The 19,809-nt window shown below is 36.2% G+C and carries 19 protein-coding genes and 2 pseudogenes; 19 read left to right on the forward strand and 2 right to left on the reverse strand.

What is annotated here, in order from left to right; all coding sequences use genetic code 11:
- Positions 1-7 precede the first annotated feature (7 nt).
- The 5 genes and pseudogenes from AAGE00_RS01490 to AAGE00_RS01510 form a co-directional block, all read left to right on the forward strand.
- Complete coding sequence (locus AAGE00_RS01490) at positions 8-1,516, forward strand: ankyrin repeat domain-containing protein (RefSeq protein WP_341815291.1); 1,509 nt, start codon at positions 8-10, stop codon at positions 1,514-1,516.
- A complete protein-coding gene (locus AAGE00_RS01495) occupies positions 1,516-3,348 on the forward strand; it encodes a phage terminase large subunit family protein (RefSeq protein WP_264376791.1) in 1,833 nt (610 codons plus the stop codon). The genes AAGE00_RS01490 and AAGE00_RS01495 overlap by 1 nt, the downstream gene beginning before the upstream one ends.
- Before the next feature lies 1 nt (position 3,349).
- Positions 3,350-3,574, forward strand: a complete 225-nt coding sequence (locus AAGE00_RS01500; RefSeq protein WP_211908700.1) for a hypothetical protein — start codon at positions 3,350-3,352, stop codon at positions 3,572-3,574.
- A 26-nt stretch (positions 3,575-3,600) separates the two neighbouring features.
- Positions 3,601-4,632, forward strand: a complete 1,032-nt coding sequence (locus tag AAGE00_RS01505; RefSeq protein ID WP_012482036.1) for a YhcG family protein — start codon at positions 3,601-3,603, stop codon at positions 4,630-4,632.
- Positions 4,632-5,546, forward strand: a pseudogene (locus tag AAGE00_RS01510) (phage portal protein); the annotation flags it as partial. The gene AAGE00_RS01505 and the pseudogene AAGE00_RS01510, both read left to right, overlap by 1 nt.
- A gap of 246 nt (positions 5,547-5,792) precedes the next feature.
- Here AAGE00_RS01510 and AAGE00_RS01515 read toward each other — a convergent pair.
- Positions 5,793-6,737, reverse strand: a pseudogene (locus AAGE00_RS01515) (IS110 family transposase).
- A 424-nt stretch (positions 6,738-7,161) separates the two neighbouring features.
- Between AAGE00_RS01515 and AAGE00_RS01520 the strand changes: the two are divergent.
- The 14 genes from AAGE00_RS01520 (at position 7,162) to AAGE00_RS01585 (ending at position 19,237) form a co-directional block, all read left to right on the forward strand.
- Positions 7,162-7,365 carry a hypothetical protein gene (locus AAGE00_RS01520; RefSeq protein ID WP_341815292.1) on the forward strand — a complete coding sequence of 68 codons (204 nt, stop codon included), beginning with the start codon at positions 7,162-7,164 and terminating at the stop codon, positions 7,363-7,365.
- Between the two features lie 20 nt (positions 7,366-7,385).
- Positions 7,386-8,072 carry a hypothetical protein gene (locus AAGE00_RS01525; protein WP_264378050.1) on the forward strand — a complete coding sequence of 229 codons (687 nt, stop codon included), beginning with the start codon at positions 7,386-7,388 and terminating at the stop codon, positions 8,070-8,072.
- A 6-nt stretch (positions 8,073-8,078) separates the two neighbouring features.
- Positions 8,079-10,007: a DUF4815 domain-containing protein gene (locus AAGE00_RS01530; RefSeq protein ID WP_265034255.1), complete on the forward strand. Its 1,929-nt coding sequence runs from the start codon at positions 8,079-8,081 to the stop codon at positions 10,005-10,007.
- A gap of 7 nt (positions 10,008-10,014) precedes the next feature.
- The gene (locus AAGE00_RS01535) at positions 10,015-11,205 is read left to right on the forward strand and encodes a hypothetical protein (protein WP_265034254.1); all 1,191 of its coding nucleotides are present in this window, start codon (positions 10,015-10,017) and stop codon (positions 11,203-11,205) included.
- Positions 11,206-11,212: 7 nt separating this feature from the next.
- Positions 11,213-11,416 carry a hypothetical protein gene (locus tag AAGE00_RS01540; protein WP_264687101.1) on the forward strand — a complete coding sequence of 68 codons (204 nt, stop codon included), beginning with the start codon at positions 11,213-11,215 and terminating at the stop codon, positions 11,414-11,416.
- Positions 11,403-12,842: a hypothetical protein gene (locus tag AAGE00_RS01545; RefSeq protein WP_265034253.1), complete on the forward strand. Its 1,440-nt coding sequence runs from the start codon at positions 11,403-11,405 to the stop codon at positions 12,840-12,842. The genes AAGE00_RS01540 and AAGE00_RS01545 overlap by 14 nt, the downstream gene beginning before the upstream one ends.
- Before the next feature lie 10 nt (positions 12,843-12,852).
- Positions 12,853-13,404: a hypothetical protein gene (locus AAGE00_RS01550; protein WP_265034252.1), complete on the forward strand. Its 552-nt coding sequence runs from the start codon at positions 12,853-12,855 to the stop codon at positions 13,402-13,404.
- Positions 13,397-14,560 carry a phage tail sheath subtilisin-like domain-containing protein gene (locus AAGE00_RS01555; RefSeq protein WP_341815293.1) on the forward strand — a complete coding sequence of 388 codons (1,164 nt, stop codon included), beginning with the start codon at positions 13,397-13,399 and terminating at the stop codon, positions 14,558-14,560. The genes AAGE00_RS01550 and AAGE00_RS01555 overlap by 8 nt, the downstream gene beginning before the upstream one ends.
- A 17-nt stretch (positions 14,561-14,577) precedes the next feature.
- Positions 14,578-15,081: a phage major tail tube protein gene (locus tag AAGE00_RS01560; RefSeq protein ID WP_265034251.1), complete on the forward strand. Its 504-nt coding sequence runs from the start codon at positions 14,578-14,580 to the stop codon at positions 15,079-15,081.
- 16 nt (positions 15,082-15,097) lie between these two features.
- Positions 15,098-15,349, forward strand: coding sequence for a phage tail assembly protein (locus tag AAGE00_RS01565; RefSeq protein ID WP_265034250.1), 252 nt, complete (start codon positions 15,098-15,100; stop codon positions 15,347-15,349).
- Positions 15,350-15,461: 112 nt separating this feature from the next.
- Complete coding sequence (locus AAGE00_RS01570) at positions 15,462-17,627, forward strand: phage tail tape measure protein (RefSeq protein WP_265034249.1); 2,166 nt, start codon at positions 15,462-15,464, stop codon at positions 17,625-17,627.
- A gap of 3 nt (positions 17,628-17,630) precedes the next feature.
- The gene (locus tag AAGE00_RS01575) at positions 17,631-18,056 is read left to right on the forward strand and encodes a phage tail protein (RefSeq protein ID WP_265034248.1); all 426 of its coding nucleotides are present in this window, start codon (positions 17,631-17,633) and stop codon (positions 18,054-18,056) included.
- The gene (locus AAGE00_RS01580) at positions 18,037-18,240 is read left to right on the forward strand and encodes a tail protein X (RefSeq protein WP_341815294.1); all 204 of its coding nucleotides are present in this window, start codon (positions 18,037-18,039) and stop codon (positions 18,238-18,240) included. Before AAGE00_RS01575 ends, AAGE00_RS01580 begins: the two co-directional genes overlap by 20 nt.
- A 1-nt stretch (position 18,241) precedes the next feature.
- A complete protein-coding gene (locus AAGE00_RS01585) occupies positions 18,242-19,237 on the forward strand; it encodes a phage late control D family protein (RefSeq protein ID WP_265034246.1) in 996 nt (331 codons plus the stop codon).
- Here AAGE00_RS01585 and AAGE00_RS01590 read toward each other — a convergent pair.
- Positions 19,174-19,722, reverse strand: coding sequence for an ankyrin repeat domain-containing protein (locus AAGE00_RS01590; protein WP_265015341.1), 549 nt, complete (start codon positions 19,720-19,722; stop codon positions 19,174-19,176). The genes AAGE00_RS01585 and AAGE00_RS01590 overlap by 64 nt on opposite strands.
- Positions 19,723-19,809 lie beyond the last annotated feature (87 nt).

The raw sequence follows: 19,809 nt of genomic DNA on the forward strand, positions 1-19,809 counted from the left end.
ATATAAAATGACTGATAACTTAAGTTTAGAGTTAATAAAGTGTCTCATCAATCAACCTGGATTAGATGTTAATGTTAGAGGATTAAATGGAAAGACACCACTACATTGCGCTATAGAGTTTGACGAATTAAGCATGGTAGATCTGCTACTCACAAAAAAGAATATCAATCCTTTTGTAGAAGATAATGATGGTAAAACATCTCTTGATTACGCCAAAGAAGGGAAAAAAGCAGAGATATTACAAGCGCTAATTAATAACAAATACGGGTCAGAACAAGATAGTTTACTTCATTTAGCTGCAATGATAGGTGAAATTAATGCAGTGAGATATTTGATCAGAAAAGGTATTGACGTTAATGTACGAAATGCTTTGCATCATACTCCATTACATCTAGCGGCAGGGATAGGACATGCAGAAGTTGTAAAGATTTTGATAAGAGAAGGAAAAGCTGAAATAGATGTCTTTGATGCACGAAATCAGACACCAATGCACTATGCAGTTAATAATAAAAAGTTGGAGATAGTAAAGTTACTGCTGAAGCTTGGAGCAGATGTGAATAGTGCACGCATGGGACAAAACTCAATGAAATTGTCACCTGTGCATATAGCTGTAAGTAATACTAATTACGATGAAAGAGACTTATGTCTTGATATCCTCAAATCCTTAATAAAGGAGCCTAATGCTCAAGTCAATTTGCAAGACTATGAAAATAAAACACCACTACATTATGCTGAAAGACTGAAAACAATAGAAGTTTTACTAACGCGAGAAGATATAGACCCTCTGGTAAGAGACGATAGCGGCAAGACACCATTTGATTACGCTAAACCTGAGATAAAGAAGGCTTTGATGAGTAATAAATACGGTTCTGAAAAGAATAGTCTACTCCATTTAGCTGCACAAACGGGAGAAATTGAGCTTGTAGATGCAATTTTAAAGGAAGAAATCGATATTGATATTGTAAATAATAAAGGTTTATCACCGATTTACCTTGCTGCGGAAAAAGGGCATTTACATGTAGTAAAGTTATTGCTGAAAAAAGGAGCAAATTATACACCTGTTTTGCACTTAGCAATCAAATCAAATAATTTGGAGTTACTTAAAGTTTTATTTACTGAAAAAAATGGGGCATTGCTCTGCAGAGATACCGTTGTTAATTTTCCAATCCTTCATAATAAATATATAGCACAAAGAGAAATAGCAGACAAAAGGACGAAAAAACATAATAATATTATCTGCATCTATACTACAGTCAGCGCAATAGCAGTAGCAGTATATATAGGGTTGATAACAACAACAATAAGCAGTGCGATCATTTTTGCAACAATAACAGGGATATTTGCGCTTGTTGTAGCAATAATTATAAGTGAGATGAGCAAAAGATATATAGAAAAGGAATTTCAGAAAAAGATGTTTATGGAATTAGAAGGGCAAAGAGGCACAGAAAGTGTCAGATCAGAAATTGATAGTGTTGAAGTAGAAAGTTTACACAACAGTTGTTTGAGTGGAGCATAATGATCTACAGTGCCAGTTTTTGTTCAGGATTAAAGCCAGATCCCCAGCTTAAAGTATCAGAGTGGGCGAATGAGTATCGAGTTCTAGCACCAACTGCAGCATCAGAGCCAGGAAAGTGGAGAACGGAAAGAACTCCTTATTTAAAAGAAATCATGGATTCACTTTCTCCGTCCTCACCAGCAGAAAAAGTAGTATTTATGAAGGGAGCGCAGATTGGAGGAACAGAAGCTGGCAACAATTGGATTGGCTATATCATCGATCAAACACCAGGACCAATGCTAGTAGTACAGCCAACAGTTGAAATGGGAAAGCGTTGGTCAAAAGGAAGATTTGCGCCACTGATTGAAAGTACACCATGTTTAAAAAGTAAAGTAAAAGACCCAAGATCAAGAGATTCAGGCAATACTGTACAAAGTAAGGAATTTCCAGGTGGAATAGTAGTAATAACCGGAGCAAACAGCAGTGTAGGACTTAGATCCATGCCAGTAAAATATCTCTTTCTTGATGAAATAGATGCCTATCCAGGAGATTCAGGAGGAGAAGGTGATCCAGTACTGCTCAGTATTGCTCGAACTAATACATTTGCACGTCGAAAGATTTTTTTAGTATCAACACCAACGATTCATGGAATAAGCAGAATTGAGAAGGAGTTTGAAGCAACAGATAAGAGATATTTTTTTGTACCATGTCCGCATTGTAATTACTATCAAGTTCTAAAATGGTCACAAATAAAATGGGAAAATAACGACTCAAGAACAGCACATTATGTCTGCACTGAATGTAGCGGCAAAATAGAAAATCATCAAAAGACAGAGATGCTAGAACGTGGAGAATGGAGAGCTACAGAGGCAAAAGAAGGTGAGAAAAAAGGATTTCATCTTTCAAGTCTTTATAGTCCAGTTGGCTGGTATAGTTGGCAACAAGCAGTAGAGGACTTTCTCCATGCAAAGGAAAGTGAACAATTACTGAAAGTTTGGATAAATACCACGCTTGGAGAAACCTGGGTAGATAAAGGAGAAGTACCGGACTGGAAGCAATTATTTAACAGGAGAGAATTTTTTCAGATTGGCACAGTACCAAAAGGCGAAGTAGTTCTCACAGCAGGAGTAGATGTTCAAAAAGATCGCTTGGAAGTAGAAGTTGTAGCCTGGGGAAAAGGCAGAGAAAATTGGTCAATAGACTACCGAGTATTTGAAGGAGATACAGGAAGTGGAGAAGTATGGAAAAAGCTTTCAGAGCTGTTAAATCATCATTTTATCGGTGAAAATGGGCTTGAATATATGATAAGTATGATGGCAGTAGATGCTGGATATGCAACGCAAGAAGTATACAATTGGATAAGAGGTCATCAAGGCTGTGGAAGAGTAATGGCAGTCAAAGGTGTAAATAAAGCTCTAGTACCACTTAGCAGTCCAAGCAGAGTAGATATAACAGTTGGTGGTCAAAAGCTGAAAAGAGGAATAAAGCTCTGGCCAGTGGGAGTATCGATATTAAAATCAGAGCTTTTTCAGCTACTTAATGTTTTAAAAAACGGGGAAAAAGAAGAAGTGCCAGCAGGGTATTGTCATTTTCCCGAGTATGCACCTGAGTATTTTAAGCAGCTAACAGCAGAGCAATTAGTCAGCAAAGTAGTAAAAGGATACACCAAACAAGAGTGGCAAAAGGTAAGAGAAAGAAATGAAGTACTAGATTGCCGAATTTATGCGAGAGCAGCATCTATTGCGCTTGGAATCGATCGTTGGCCAGAGAGTAAATGGAATAGTTTGAGTGGAAAAATGGAAAGCAAAAAGCCTAAAAAAGTAAGGCAAAGCCAATGGTTGAATGAGAAGTGAAATGTATAACGAAGAATATTTAATTCAAGTCGAAGAAGCGATAAAGAAACTACAAAATGGAGAGAGAGTAGTATCAATTGCATATGGTGACCATATTGTACGGTACGGGGAAGTTCAAATAAAGGATTTATTGGAGCTCAGGCAACGAATAAAAGCGGGGTTAAAAGTTGCGGGCATGAAGCCAAAGAGGAAAATTGTTTTTTCAACGAGTAAGGGGATCATATAATGATGAAAATCGTTGAAAGGAACCGTATGACAAAAATTATAGCAAAAGAATATACAGAATTTTTAGAGCAGCTGAAAGAACAGATTGCTATTAGTCGTTATAAAGCAGCAAGAACAGTAAATAAAGAGCTACTACTACTTTATCATTATATTGGAACACAGATTCTAGAAAAACAAAAGAGCCAAGGTTGGGGATCCAAAGTAATTGAGCAGTTAAGTAGAGACTTAAAGGCTGAGTTTCCAGAAATGAAAGGTTTTAGCACAAGAAATCTAAAATATATGAGGCAGTTTGCAGGGGAATATCAAGATATTGAATTTGTGCAACAACTTGTTGCCCAATTGCCATGGGGACATAATGTATTTCTGATGGACTTAGTTCGGGACAAAGAAGCGAGGCTATTCTACATAAAAGAAGCTATAGAACATGGCTGGTCAAGAAACATCATGGTAATGCAGATTGAACTTGGGTTACATAAACGTCAAGGAAAGGCTATCACTAATTTTAAAGAGAAGTTACCTTCACCTCAATCAGATCTAGCGCATTACACGTTAAAAGATCCATATATTTTTGATTTTTTAAGTATAGGAAAGGATGCTCATGAAAGAGAAGTAGAAAAAGGTCTTGTAGGACATATGGAGAAGTTTTTGTTAGAACTTGGTGAAGGCTTTGCATTTGTAGGTAGACAATTTCATTTAGATGTTGGTGATGAAGACTTCTTTGTCGATCTATTATTCTACCATCTAAAATTACGTTGTTTTATAGTAATTGAATTGAAAGATAATAAGTTTAAACCAGAATACGCCGGTAAAATGAATTTCTACCTTTCAGCAGTAGATGACTTGCTAAAACACGAGACAGATCAACCATCTGTAGGGTTGATTTTATGTAAATCTAAAAATGATGTACTAGCAAAATACACTCTAAAAGATATGACAAAACCAATAGGACTAGCAGAATATCGAATAACTGAAAGTCTACCAGAGAATATAAAGACAGCTTTACCAACGATAGAGGAATTAGAAGCTGAGTTATCTAAAGTTTCAGATAAAGAGAAGTAATGCTACTCAAATCATTCAAACAACTATTTAGTAAGCCAAAAATCAAAAGCTCAGCCTGGGATGCAGCAGGATCAGGAAGAAGATTTTTTCACTTTCAACCAGAGTTAGGAAGTATAAACAATTTGCTGTCTCAAAGCCTTGAAACTTTACGTAGTAGATCACGTGATATGGTGAGAAAAAATCCTTACGCTGCAAATATAATTGATACGATAGTAAGTAACTCTATTGGAACAGGAATAAAACCACAATCAAAAGCAAGAGATGGAGAATTTCGAAAGAAGGTGCAAGAATTATGGCTAAAATGGACAGATGAAGCAGACAGTAACGGAGTAAGTGATTTTTATGGATTACAAGCTCTAGTGTGCAGAAGTATGATAGAGGGAGGAGAATGTTTTGTACGTTTAAGAACGAGAAAGCTGGAAGATAGATTTTCTGTACCATTACAACTACAAGTACTTGAGTCTGAACATTTAGATAATAAAACAAATCAAACTTTAGGAAATGGTAATGTAATAAGAAACGGGATTGAGTTTAACAGGCTTGGGCAAAGAGAAGCATACTACCTATTTAAAGAACACCCTGGTGAAAGTATGTTTGGAGAATCAGTGAGAGTGCCAGCAAATGATGTTTTACATATTTATAGACCATTAAGACCTGGGCAAATCAGAGGGGAGCCTTGGCTTTCTAATATACTGCTAAAGCTCTACGAACTTGATCAATATGATGATGCAGAGCTGGTGAGAAAGAAAACTGCAGCAATGTTTGCTGGATTTATTACGAGACTCGATCCAGAAGCAAATATCATGGGAGAAAGTGAAAGTAATGAGCAAGGAGTGGCACTATCAGGTTTAGAGCCAGGAACAATGCAGCTTTTAGACCCAGGAGAAGACATAAAATTTTCAGAACCGTCAGATCAACTATGTTTTTTAAAATTTTTTGAATTTAGTTTCATTACAACTTTTGTTTGTAATTTTGTTTTTTATTCGAGTAAAAAGTGCATTTTTGACAATAAAAACCCTAACTTAATCATAGAAAAATTTTGTATCAAACAACAGTTACTGCTTAGATCTTATGGTTAACGAATATGTGTATAAATACTTTAAATGTGTGTAGACGTATTTATCCACATATTCGTTAACCTATTTTCTATGCAGATTTTTTTAATTCACATTGACTGCTTCTTTAAGCCTCGCATTGGAAATTACTATGATTTTACGCATTAGAGCTGTCATAGCCACCATCTTCTTTTTACCTTTACCAACAAGCCTTGAATAGAAGGCACCAAGCGCAGACTTAGACCTTGAAGCAGACATCGCAGCTGTAAAAAGCTTTTCACGAACGTTGCTTCTGCCACCACTTATTCTGCGATAACCAATAGTTTTACCACTTTCTTTCGGATGAGGTGCAACTCCAGCAAGACTTGCAATTTCTCCCCTACTTACATAACCAAGTTCTGGCATTAGACACAGAAAATCTTGAGATAATTTTGCACCTATTCCTGGAACTGTTTTAAGGATTTTTTGGCGCTTTTGTAACTCTGGATTCTCATCAATAATTTTTTGTATGGTATTGTTGAGCTCATCTATCTGGCTATTAAAGAATTCAATAGTTTTCTGACAGCTTTCTTTTATATGGTCGTTTTCAGGTGCTGCAAGCCTAGATTTCTCTTGAGCTCTCATTTTTGTAATGTCATCACGACGTTGACAAAGTGCAACTAAGGTTGTTTGTTCTTTTGACATAGGTGCAAATAGAGATAGAGTACTATAGCGTTCAAACCCTTACTGAGCAAGGGCTCTTGCATCTGATTGATCAGACTTTGCTAAAGTTCCATGAGATAGAACAAAGCTTTTTACTTTGCGAGTATTAGCTCGATGTACAGCAATATCTTTATCAACAAGAAAATGTGCTAAGCCAAGCTCATATTTTCCAGTGTTTTCCAGAGTTACTAAAGAATTAGGTAAGATATTTGAAAAATCTTGAAACAATTGTTGCCAGCCAGCAGTATCATTGTCGAATTCGACAGCGTTCTTCTGTTTGTGAACTGCAACAACATTTTTAAATTTTCCAATATCAATGCCAATAAAATTTTGATAAGATGTAATCATAATAACCTCGATTAGTTTTAATTAATTTAAGATTGTAAACGGGTGCATACATATGTCCCATGCAACTATTCAAACGTATCGAGAGATGGGCTAGTGTACCTTGATCCGAACGGTTATAATACCAACAGTTGGTCGGTCGCACACGCCCGTGATAACTCTATTCCTATAGTGAGTAGGGTTATCTCCCTCTTATCTCCTTTATATCATATTTTTAACTTACAATAGTTGGAACTTAGGGGATATAAATGCTTGTTTTGCATCAACTACTTATGAAGAAATAGAGCATACACTTCACTTAAGTGAAGATAAACTTTCTGAGCAGATTTGGAATTTTCAACGTACACCAATTTTAGAGCGATTTAGTATAACTTATTACTATGAAGCGAAGAATTTTACTGATCAAAAAATAATAGAGTCTAATTTAGTGGAATATCACGTTGATTGTAAAAATGATTCAGATTCAAAACAGAAAGATCCCATTCATGAGCTAGAAAATTACGTAGCAGCATTCTATCTAGGTATGGTTACTTGGCATGAACATCGCCACTTAAATCGCCCTTGGAAAGATTTTGATCCTATTATTGCAAAAAAATTGGACGTTTTTTCTACGGATCTTGTATATACATAATATCAACTGCACAATCAACTATGTCAGTACTCACACAATCAGGCAGAGCAGCTATTGCTGCGAGCATAAAAGAGCAACCGATACATCTTGCTTGGGGATCTGGAGATTCTACCTGGGAAAGCAGCTACAAAGTTGAAAAAACTTTTGCAGCAGGCGGCAAGATAAGTTTAGATCACCACACTATTAAAGATGTAAAAGTTTATACAGGGCAAACAATTTATCAGTCAAGCATAGATTATATAGTTGATAGTAGCTCAGGCACTATTGAGCGTGTAGAAAATGGTGCAATTATAGCAGATAGCGTAATCACTATAGAGTACACTCAAGACACACCACCGGAACTAATTACTTCTGCAACATTAATTAAGGAAGTTGGACGTCGTGTTGTTGATGAGATACTCTTTTGTACTGGTGATGATGATGGAGAGCTTCTAACTCCCACAGGTAGGTTTAAACCCTCTAATGTACCAACTAATAATCTCTATCTTAAATTTACTTTCGATTTCACGGACGCAGCAAATCAAGTAATAAGGGAGCTCGGGGTTATGGTTGGTACAAAGGTAAAGGAAAAAGTGTCATCTGGGCAGAGATATTTTGAGCCAAAAGACGTGGAAAATCCTGGAATTTTGTTAGTTTTAGAACACACCGTGCCACTTATCAGAACATCTGCAACTCGGGAAACTTTTTCATTTGTTGTAACTTTTTGAAACAAAATGACCTTAAATAGTTATTATAACCGCTTTAATCCTGACAAAGAATATGAGAAAAGCTTATTTCTTGCAGGAAGAGGTTTGCAATCTGCAGAATTAAACGAGACTCAGGAGTATGCTCTTTCTAAGCTTAAAGACATAGGTGATGCAATATTTCGTGATGGTGATGTTATAACAGGAAGCAATTGTATTATAGATAGAGAAACTGGTAAAGTTACGCTTGAATCAGGAAAAATCTATCTTCGTGGAGCAGTTAGAAAAGTCGAAAAAGAAGAATTTATTATTCCACTGAGTACCACAGTTCGTATAGGTGTTTTTTTCACCCTATCTACTATTACAGAACTTGAGGATGAGGATCTTCGTGATCCTGCTGTTGGTACAAGAAATTATCAAGAAGTAGGGGCTGCAAGGCTTAAAGTTTCCACCATTTGGGGATACCAAATAGAAAGTGTTACTGTTAACTCTACAAATGGCGAATTTTACCCAATTTACCATATTGAAAATGGAGTATTGATAGAACATTCACCGCCACCACAAGCAAATATAGTAACTACTGCTCTTGCTCGTTATGACAAAGAAGCAAATGGTTCCTACGTCGTAAATGGTCTTGAAGTAATGTTCCTGCAAAAGGAAGAGGGAGAAAGAGGAAAAAAAATATTTGTGATTAATGAGGGCAAAGCTCATGTTGATGGCTATGAGATTGAACTTCCTCACAGTATTCGTGTTTCTTTTGATGAAGATCCGGATATAAAATCAGTTGAATCAGAACCACATACTTTTCAGCCAAATAGCCAAAGGGTAATGGAACTGAAGGTTAATGATTTTCCAATAAGTGAAATCAAAAAAGTAGATATAACTGTTCAAAAAACCGTTACCATTACTCATGGTTCATATTCAGGAGCTGTTGATCCAATACCTGACTCTGCGGTACTTGAGATTATTCAAGTTAAACAAGGTAATGTTATCTATGAAAATAGTACAGATTACAAACTAAACGCAGGAAATGTTGATTGGTCGTTACCAGGTAAAGAGCCAGCTCCTGGAAGTAGTTATCAAATAACCTATCGTTGCCGTACCCACGTAAGCCCTGAAGATATAAGTGAAGAGGGATGCAAAGTAAAAGGAGCAGTTGATAATAGCTTGGTTCTGGTTGATTACACCTGGAAAATGCCCCGCTATGATTTAATCACTATAGATGCAAAAGGAGTGGTGAGAAGAATCAAGGGAATTGCCCATCCCTGGAGACCGTCAATGCCTAAAGCACCCTCTGGACAACTTTTGCTCTGCTACATTCACCAAACATGGAAAAACGGAGAAGGGGTGAAAATAGTGAATAATGCTATTCATGCTGTACCAATGAATGAGCTTGAAGCAATGAAAAGGGGAATAAATGATCTTATGCTACTTATTGCAGAGGAACGTCTACGCAGTGATGCAAATTCAAGAGAACCTACTACCAAAAAAGGAGTATTTGTTGACCCATTCTTTGATGATGATATGCGTGATCAAGGAATTTCGCAGTCTGCAGCAATAGTAAATAGAGAGCTAGTTCTGCCAATAGATGTAGAAGTTGCAGATATTGAAAAAGGTGGGGAAAGATATCTTTTGCCGTATGAACTTGAACCGGTACTGGAGCAGCTTTTACAGACTAAAGGAGAAAAGATCAATCCATACCAAGCTTTTGATCCAGTACCGGCACAAATTACTCTAAATAAAAACATTGACCACTGGACAGAGGTTACCACGAATTGGAAAAGTCCAGTAACAAGAGTATTTAATGTTAAAGAAACGACAGAGCTGCTGTCAAGTACTTCATACGAAACTGAATTTATGAGAGAAGCAATACAGAATTTTGAGATCGAAGGTTTTGAACCAGATGAAAAGCTTAAGGAAGTAAAATTTGATGGCCTAAGTATTCAACCAATAGCATAGAAGGCAAGTGGAAAAAAGAGCTAACAACCAGGGAAAATTAAAGGGAAAGGTGAAAGTACCAGCAAACATTCCAGCCGGTACTAAATTAGTGCAATTTTATGGGAATAAAGGAAGCTATGGAGAAGCAACTTATACTGGTAAAAAAACAATTACCATAGAAGAAAGAAGAAGAGTTATCGCAGCAAGACGAGTTGACCCTTTAGCCCAAACATTTACTCTAAATGAAAGCAGACACATAGGAGGTGTAGAGCTATGGTTCATAAATAAAGGCAAAAAACGTGTTGTTGTGCAGATTAGAGAAACAGCAGTGGGAATGCCATCGCAGACTGTTATTGCTGAAAGCTATATTGAGCCGAAAGATATAAAAGTAGATGGCACAGCAACACGTATAGAGTGGTCACCAGTGTTTTGCCATGCAGAACAAGAGTATGCAATAGTGCTACTTACTGATGATCCTGGTACTGCAGTAAAAATAGCAGAACTTGGCAAATATGATGCGGTAAATAGCCGTTGGGTAACAAGCCAGCCATATCAAGTAGGAGTATTACTGTCATCAAGCAATGCAAGTACGTGGACTCCACATCAAAATTTAGATTTAACGTTTCGACTACTAGCTGCAAAATTTAGCGAAAATTCTCATGTTATTGATCTTGGCAAAGTTACAGCAACCAATACTTCAGATTTAATTGTTTTGACGAACGTCGAAAAAGTAGCATTTGATACTAATGTAGAATTTATCTTAACAGATGAAGAGGGAAGAGAAAACTTTTTGTCTGATAATTTGCCACTTGCATTGCGTGAAAGATTATCTGGAGAGCTAACGGTAAAAGCAAGCCTAAAAGGAGGGCGAGAAAAAAGTCCTGTTCTCTATCCTGGGTTACAGCTAGTTATGGGTAATCTTTCAGAGTTCGGAGATTATGTTACAAGAAGTATTACAGCAGGTTCTAACACTAAGATAACAATTACCTATGATGCGCTGATACCTGGCACTGCAGACATTAAAACTTATGTAGAGAAAAACATGGGAGAATGGCAATTAGTCAATTTAACATCAGGAAAACCAATAGGGGAAAATTGGGTGGAGAGAACTCATGTGCTATCAAATTTTAATGCTAATGAGACTAGAGTAAAATTAGTTTTAAGTGGAACGGTTGTTTATCGTCCTAAAGTCAAAAATCTCAGAGTAATAGTAACATAAAATTTAAATGACTTTTGATCAAACCAAACGAGGATATCCATTGCCACATCCAGAAAATATTGCAGTAGAAGATGTTGTTCGTATCCGTACCACAATTAAGAAAATAGATGAAGATATCGCTAAAAGAGAAAATGAGCACAATCAGCTTAAAAAAGCATTTGAACGACTGAATTTTGAGACTTTTTTGAATTTTTGGAATGACCATTGCTAACGAAGCCATAGATGCATTGCATCAAAGAATTAAAGATTTAGCAGCAAATAGCACACCTGATCAATTAGCGTACCTTGCTAAATCATTGGAATCGATGATAGGTAAAAAAGCTATTTCTGATATTGCGCAAATGACTAAAGTAAAAGAAATAATTGATGCACTACAAGAAAGGCTTAAGGATTTAGCAGCAAATAGTACACCAGATCAATTAGCATATCTTGCTAAAGCACTGGAATCAATAATCGACAAAAGTGCGGTTTCTGAAATTGTGCAGATGACAGATGGTAAGCTAAAAGAACTTCTTGATAGTGCAAAAAAACACTTAACTGATCTGGATAATAAAAAAGCTAGTTCTTTAGCAGTGATCTCTGAATCAGAGAAGCAGTTATTAAAGAGAATTGATGAAAAAGGAACAACAAATTTATCACTACTTGATACGAGAAAGAATGCCAATATTGCAGCAATAAATAGCATTAGTAATAGTCATAAAGATGGTCTTAAAGGTTTAGTAGAAGATTTTCGTGCTGTTAATAATGTACCATCTGGCTCATCAATTATAGGAGAAATAGAAACTCGAATTGAAAACATCTCTAATGAGGTAAAAACTCGGGATGAACAGTTAAAAGTGTCTCTCATAAATGAAATAAGAAAGCGCAACATGGTTGAACCAGGGTCATTACCTTTCTTATTTGGTGTACTTGGCAGAAAAAATAATTATTTTGGCCACGGAACTTTTACGACAGAGCTTGGAAAGTGGAGTAGTGATATAACAAAAACTGACTATATGTTACAACTACTAGCAGGTAGCCATACGTACAATACAGATTACGTTAGTTTTTATCGGCCAAGACAACTAAGTTTTATAGAGGGAAGTAAAGGAACATTTATTTACGGAGAGTTATGCACAAAAAGTTTTTCTGGTAGTTATGATGAGATATACTATTACCCGTATGCTGCACTTGGAGTAGTATTTGTAAAAAATACAACCAATGTGAACATAAATAAAACAATAGAATTTGTTGGATCATCGTATTCGAGTACGGAGTATGGGGGAGCAGGATTATTTGTGGGAACTCCTGATAACACTAATTCTAATAAATCAAGTATTTCAAAAATAGTATGGAAAAATGTTTACCAATACACAAGTTCTGATAGCAAGTTAGCCGGATCTGGTAATGTGAAGATTCCAGCAGGAAAAACAGTTGCAATATTACTTTACACATCATCTTATCTGTATTCCAGAACACAAGTTAGTCAAGGTATGCTTGCATCAAATTATGTACACAACTATGGTCAATTTATTCAGTGGGGGATTTATAACATACGTAGCAATGTTCTAACTACAGGGCTTGAGGTGGACGTAGAGAGAACGCTAAAAGCTTGGCAATGTCCAGGATTAGAACGAACTGATCAAATATGGCAATGAGGAGGAATTTGTGACTATTTATATACGTTTTGAAAACCACAAGCAGATTGAAACAACAACACTTGAAAACAAGCCAACTGGAAATGATTGGTATGAAGCACCAGAAGATTTTGATTGGCAAAAAAGCTATTGTTTAACAGAAGGAGGCAAAATTGCTCAGCGAAATCAAGAAGACATTGAATTGGAGTTACTGCAAAATGCGAAGTTTTCTGCACTTTCTAATCTTCGTGCTTATTATGATAACTATACTCACCAATACGCAGGTCATTCTCACCAAAAAGCTAAATCTTATGAGATTCAAGCGAAAGCCGCAGAGAACATTTTAGCAGCACCAGAATCTATGAATGAAAAGGATGCGGAAATTATAGAGCCATTAGCAAAAGTCCGTGGTATTACAGTTATTGAAATGGCAAGAATAATTGAAGAAAAAGCAAAAAAAGCAGTAAAAGAAATAATTAAATGTGAAGAGTTGGAAGACATTGCCAAGAAGAAAATTGCAGAAGCCAAAAGTGTAGAGAACTTACTAAACGATTTTAAACAAAAGATACAAAGAAATGGCTGAAGAATTTTTACACGGAGTAAATGTTATTGAGGTAACCTCAGGAGCAAAGACAGTACGTACAACTAAATCATCAGTGATAGGTGTAATTGGTACTGCACCTGAAGCTGATGAGCAAAAATTTCCGCTAAATAAACCAGTGTTAATTTCAGGAAGCTTAAAGGAAGCAGCAAAGCTTGGAAAGAGTGGAACACTACCTTCTGCAGTAAATGGAATATTTTCCCAAATTGGGGCAACAGTAGTAGTTATTCGAGTTAAAGAAAGTGATCCAAAATTAAAAGAAGAAGAGACGCTGAAGAATATAATTGGCGGTGTTGACAAAGAAACGGGAGAATATCAGGGAATTGAGGCATTTCTTAGTAGTGAAAGTATAGTTCATGTGCTACCTAGAATACTAATTGCACCTCAGTTTACTCACCAACTACCAGAAGATGCAGTAGTTGCAGCATTAATTTCTGTAGCAGAAAAATTAAGAGCTATAATAGTAGCAGATGGACCAAATACCAATGATGAAGAAGCAATCAAGGGGAGAAAAAGTGTAGGCAGCTCAAGAGTTTACGTAGTTGATCCATGGGTTAAGGTATTTATTGAAGGAAAAGAAGAAATTTTACCGTCTAGCCCATTTGTAGCTGGTTTAATAGCGAAAGTAGATAGCGAGCAAGGCTTCTGGCACTCACCTTCAAATAAAGAGATAAACGGTATTGTTGGCACAAGCAGGCCTATTGATTTTACGCTCGGTAATACAAATTGTAGAGCAAACCATTTAAATGAAAGTGAAGTAACAACGATAATTCATCAAAATGGCTATAGGCTTTGGGGCAATAGAACATGTTCAGATGATTCAAAATGGGCTTTTCTGTCAGTGAGAAGAACTGCAGACTTAATTAACGACAGTCTACTTAGAGCTCATTTATGGGCAGTTGATCGCAATATCACCAAAACTTATATAGATGATGTGATTGAGGGGGTGAATTTCTACCTGGCAAGTTTAAAAGCACAAGGGGCGATTATTAGCGGAAAATGTTATGCAACACCTGAACTCAATACACCAATAAATATTGCAAGTGGAAAAGTGTTTTTTGATTTTGAGTTCACGCCACCATATCCAGCTGAACAGGTTACTTTCAGGTCACACCTTGTGAGTGGCGTAATATTGTAAAAAGGAGAGAAAGAGAGGTGTTACCAAAGATCCTAAAGAATTTTAACGTATTCGTTGATGGTCGAGGTTATGCTGGTCGTATCGATGAAATTAGCCTACCAAAACTTGCGATAAAAACTGAAGAATATCGCGCAGGTGGAATGGATATACCAGTCAGCATTGACATGGGCATGGAGAAATTAGAAGCAGAGCTCACTTTTGCTGAATATGACTCTGAGCTCTTTAGGCTTTTCGGCTTGATAAATAATAATGCAGTCTCTCTTACTTTACGTGGAGGATTACAAGGAAGTAATAGTGAAGCTGAATCGGTAGTAGTTAACTTAAGAGGGCTCTTTAAAGAACTTGATTTTGGTAGCTGGAAACCTGCTGAAAAAGCAACACTAAAATGTATGGTTGCTGCCAACTATTATAAGCTCACTATTGATAGCAGAGAATTAATTGAAATTGATGCAGAAAACATGATTCGCAAGATCGATGGTGTTGATCAAATGGCTTCTATGCGCACAGCTCTAGGAATTTAAATGAGGAGGTAAAACAATGCAAAACATTAAATTAACTGAACCAATAAAAATTGATGGAATTTTAGTTTCAGAGATAACTCTACGCCGTCCAAAAGTTCGAGATCGCCTAGCTGTTGAACGTATGAGTAATAATGATGCAGAAAAAGAAGTAGCACTGATTGCAAATCTTGCAAGTATTTCAAGAGAAGCAGTAGAAGAACTTGATCTTGCAGATTACAGTAAGATTCAAGCAGCGTTACAAGATTTTTTGTCTCAGCAGAAGATTTAAGGCTGAGCATATTATCACTTAGCTCAATGGTTGGTGGTGGAATCAATCAGTGGCTTGATATGGATATTGAAGAATTTATTACTTGGTTTGAAAGTAGCGGAAAATTATACAAATGAAGGCAATTTCTATAGTAATTGGAGCAACACTGCAAAGCAGTTTTAATAGTACGATAGCAGGTAGCACGAAGCAACTTTCTCGTATTGGTAGTACGATAAAACAACTTGAATCATCAAGTAAATCAGTGTCTAAGTTTAAAGAGCTCAGCCACGATGCTCTGCTTGCTCGGCGTTCTTGGAATGAACTAGAAATAAAAACAAAATCTCTTGCTCAGCAGATAAAAAACGCAGAAGGACCAAGTAAGAGCCTGCAAAATGAGTTTACAAGGTCTAAAACTGCAGCACTGAAAGCTAAAACAGCTTATTTACAAAAAAGAAGTGCTCTCCACCTATTACGCACAGAGTTCAGTAAAAGTGGTAGAGATATAAAATCTCTTATTGGAGATCAAGTTAAACTTGGCTCTTCTACTCAAAAGCTTAAAAATAACTATACAGCTTTAAATTCTGTAATGCAAAAACGTAAAGGAGTTTTAGCGCAAAGAGCAAATTTTAGAGCTCAAATCATGGATACCATGGCACTTGGCCTCACCCTTGCAGCACCACTTAAGGCTGCAATTAGCTTTGAGAGCGCCATGGCTGATATAAAGAAAGTTGTAAAATTTGAAGATAGAGATGTAAATGGTTTAACGAAACTTGGTGAAACATTAAAGGAAATGTCACGGACAATTCCGCTATCTGCGGCAGAACTTGCACAAATTACTGCAAGTGGTGGTCAGCTTGGTATTGAAGCTAAAGATCTTACGGTTTTTACAGACACTGTAGCTAAAATGGCAACTGCGTTTGATATGTCAGCAGAAGAGGCAGGAGACGCTATTGCTAAACTTTCTAATATTTATCAAATTGAAATTGGTGAAATGGCAAACATTGGCGATGCTATCAATCATATCTCTGATAACACTGCAGCAAAAGCTAAAGACATTATTCCTACACTAAACAGAATCGGTGGTACAGCAAGGCAATTTGGCTTAACTGCAGTAGAAGCAGGAGCTTTAGCAAGTAGCTTTATTAGTCTTGGTAAGACTCCTGAAAAAGCAGGCACCGCAATTAATGCAATGCTCAGCAAGCTGCAAACAGCGAGTAAACAAGGTGGCAATTTTCAAAAAGCGTTTCAAGTGCTAAAAATAAATGCTCAGGAGTTTGAGAAAGCAATCGGTAAGAATGCACAAGGTACATTACTTAAGTTTTTAGAAACAGTTGCAAAATTAGATAAGCAAGAACGTTCTAGCGTTCTCTTTGACCTCTTTGGTCTTGAATATCAGGATGATATAGCGCTACTTACTGGTAGTCTAGATGAATATAGAAAATCTTTGCGATTAATAAACGAAGAATATCATGGCTCAATGCAAAGAGAGTTTGAAAATAGAGCAAATACTACAGCAAATAACCTTCAGTTACTTAAAAACTCAATAGCAGAAGTAGGAATGAATCTTGGTTATGTATTATTACCACCTTTAAATTTTACTGTTAATCTTCTGAGGTCAGCAACTACACAAGTAGCACTTTATGCCAAGGAATATCCAGTATTGACTACAGTAATCATGAGTACTACTACAGCGTTGATTAGCATTAAAATAGCAGCTATATCTCTTGGCTATGCTTGGACTTTTGTAAAAGGTTCTTTATTGGCTCTTTTATCTACTTGGAAAGTGTTTGGATCTGTTATTACTTTGGTAAAAATAGGTCTTTCTGCAGTTTTTCCAGCAATTATTGCTGGATTTAAAGCATTAACAATTGCTGTGATGAGCAACCCTATGGGGCTGATTATTGGTGGTATTGCTGTTGCTGCAACTTTGATAATTACCAAATGGCAAGCAGTAAAGAACTTTTTTGTTACTATCTGGGAATCAGTGAAAATTGTATGGAAGTCTTTTTCTGATTGGGTAGGAAAATTTTGGAATAATATTACTCAGCCCTTTAGAACAATCAGTAATCTGTGGAATAAAAGGAATGAGTCTAAACTAGAAGTTAAGTCTGTAAATAACGTTATAAGAGATTCTCTTAAACACCCAATTGCAGCGCACAGTAAAACTGTAGAGAATAGAACGCAAAATAATCACCTTAGTATTAATATTCACTCAAGCCAAGATGCACGCAGTATTGCTGATGAAGTGATGGAGCGAATTAGAGAGCAATTTAGTGGTGCACTTTACGATGTAAACTGAATTATGCTGTCTCTTGGTCCATATAGATTTTCATTAACTGAGCAAGGTTTCACACGTAGAAATGAATATCGTTGGCCCGCGCTTGAGCGCATTGGAGAAAAGCCATTGCTTCAAAGTATTGGCCCTGGGGAGGATATTATTGAGCTTGCAGGAGTAATTTATTCAGGAGGACTGGAGCAAATAAATAATATGCGAAATTCAGAAAAACCTTTCTTGCTAATTGATGGCCAAGGTAATATTTTAGGCCATTTTGTTATTGTGAAAATAGAAGAAACACAGAAATTCTTTTTTCCAAATGGCGAACCAAGGAAGATTGAGTTTCATTTAAGTTTAAAACGTTATGATAACGTATTACTAGATAGCAATTTATCATCACGAAATAGCACTACTGACTTTACTGTAACTGACAATGATGTACTACAAGACTAAAGAAAATGACATGTTGGATTTTATTTGTTGGAGACACTATGGATTCAGCTCTGGCACAGTTGAAGTTGTATTAAAAGCTAATCCTGGGCTTGCAGAGTACGAGCTTCTTCCTGCAGGATTAGTCATTAAACTTCCTGTTATTCAAAAAGCGATACAAAAGCAAGTAGTAAAACTATGGGATTAAAATGACACCAGACTTTAGTATTTCAGTAGAAGGAATTTTAATTACTGAGCTAATAAAGAGTCGATTAGTATCAATGCATATTACTGATGAAGCTGGAGTAATAAGTGATACTGCTGTAATTCATCTTGATGACCGTGATTCATTATTTGAGATTCCTAGAACTGGGGCAAAGCTAAATATTTTACTCGGGTATAAGGAAACTGGTATTGTGCCAATGGGAGATTACATAGTGAATGAAATTACGCTACAAGGTCCACCACAGGTGCTAAAGATTAAGAGTTATGCAGCAGATTTAAAACAGTCTTTAAAGGAACAAGTGTTTAATGAGTGGCATCAAATTACTTTAAATGATTTAGTGGAAAAAATTGCAAACAAACATGGCTATCAAGCTAAAGTTGCTGCAGAGTTTGCAAATATCATGATATCGCATATTGATCAGACTGCAGAGAGCGATATGCATTTTTTAACCAGGCTTGCTCAAATTTATGGAGCAATAGCAAAACCTGCAGGAGGATATTTACTTTTTGTTTCAAAAGGGAAAGCAAAATCAGTTACCGGAAAAACTTTAAGCACTATTACTTTAACACCTAGAGATATTACAAGTTGGCAAGTAAGATTTAATGAGCGTAATCAATATGGCTCGGTTATTGCCTATTGGTATGATTATGAAAAAGCAGAGACTATAACAGAAAAAATAGGTGATCAAGAACCAAGCTATATTCTGCGAGATGTTTATGCAAGCAGTGATTTGGCGCAAAGTGCAGCATCTGCAAAATTAAATCAGCTGATGAGCAGTACAGCAACACTCAACATTACAATGGCAGGAAATCCTGAATTATTTACCGAAGCAAAGATCAACCTTTTGGGATTTCGCAAAGGAGTTTATGGTGGTTGGATAATAAATAAAGCTGAGCATGTAATTGATAACCTGGGCTATCGTAGTATGATAACAGCTGTTACGGAGGCACGGGAAAGTAAATTGATAATTTCCTCATAGATATCTTTTTTTTCTTTATTATTATTTAATTCCTCTACAGCAAGATCTAAAGGAGTTTTTTTATCTTTGTTTTTAGCAAGAGGATTTGCTCCGTTTTCCAGTAGAAATTTAGTGATTTCTAGATGTCCTTTTCGTGCAGCATAATGCAAAGCTGTCCAGCCAAAAGCATCAGTAGTATTTATATCAATGCCTTCTTCAACCAGAAATTTTATAACTTCTAAACAGCCTCCACTTGTAGCATAGTGTAATGATGTTGCACCAAAATAGTAGGTGTCATTGATATTTACTGCATTTTTTATTAAGGATTTTATGTTATCCAAATTGCAGCTTTCAGCTGCAATACGTAATGCTATTCTATCTTCACTAGTTGTTTTACTTTCTATTGGTATAATTTTTGATGGTTTACAATGCTGAAACAAAAAGATAACACATATTATTGGTATTATCGAATTTACTAATAGTTTTCGAAAAATGCTGAATTTCATATCTATGATATTATTTACATTACTTGCTTAATGCAATGAGTTAGCTTTAAGAAAAATTCTTAAGATTTTTTTGGACGTATTTTTGAC

The sequence above is a fragment of the Wolbachia endosymbiont (group B) of Aricia artaxerxes genome (genome assembly GCF_964026975.1).
Taxonomy (GTDB): domain Bacteria; phylum Pseudomonadota; class Alphaproteobacteria; order Rickettsiales; family Anaplasmataceae; genus Wolbachia.